This is a genomic window from Oleiphilus sp. HI0086 (genome assembly GCF_001635225.1).
Genome location: NZ_LWFZ01000492.1, coordinates 1 through 599 on the forward strand (window position 1 = coordinate 1; position 599 = coordinate 599).

The window sequence follows — 599 nt, forward strand, 5'->3', positions numbered from 1 at the left end:
GCAATGAAAGAGTTATCAACTGACTTATTTAAGAACTAAGCCACGTTTCCAATAGGTGGCTTAGTTCTTAAATAAGTCAGTTGATAACTCTTTCATTGCTCTTCGGTATACCTCTCGCTTAAATGAGACAACCTGACCCAGCGGATACCAATAACTTACCCACTGCCAACGATCGAACTCGGGGCTCACGTTCCGATCTACAGATATGCTTGAGTCAGCACTCAGCATGCGTAACATATACCACTTTTGTTTCTGTCCGACGCATAACGGTAAGGAGTTATGGCGAATCATTTTCTTGGGTAATCGATAGCGTAACCAACCCTTTGTTTTGGCCACAATCTGTACATCTGAAGGCTGCAAACCTATTTCTTCATTCAATTCACGGTAAAGTGCTTCATCAGGAGTCTCATCAACTTTGATTCCACCTTGCGGAAACTGCCAAGAATTTTGTCCGATTCGCCTTGCCCAAAGTACCTCATTAAATTCGTTTGCGAGAATAATTCCGACATTTAATCTGAAACCGTCAGAATCTATCACTCTCTAATTTCCCGTCTATAGATATTTACATTGCCTTCATTCTTTCAGAATTTGCCCGATAC

General features: G+C 41.4%; 1 protein-coding gene. It reads right to left on the reverse strand.

Translation table 11 applies throughout. The features are described 5' to 3' along the window. Positions 1–60 precede the first annotated feature (60 nt). Positions 61–537, reverse strand: a complete 477-nt coding sequence (locus tag A3756_RS06015) for an RNA pyrophosphohydrolase (RefSeq protein WP_068509047.1) — start codon at positions 535–537, stop codon at positions 61–63. Positions 538–599 lie beyond the last annotated feature (62 nt).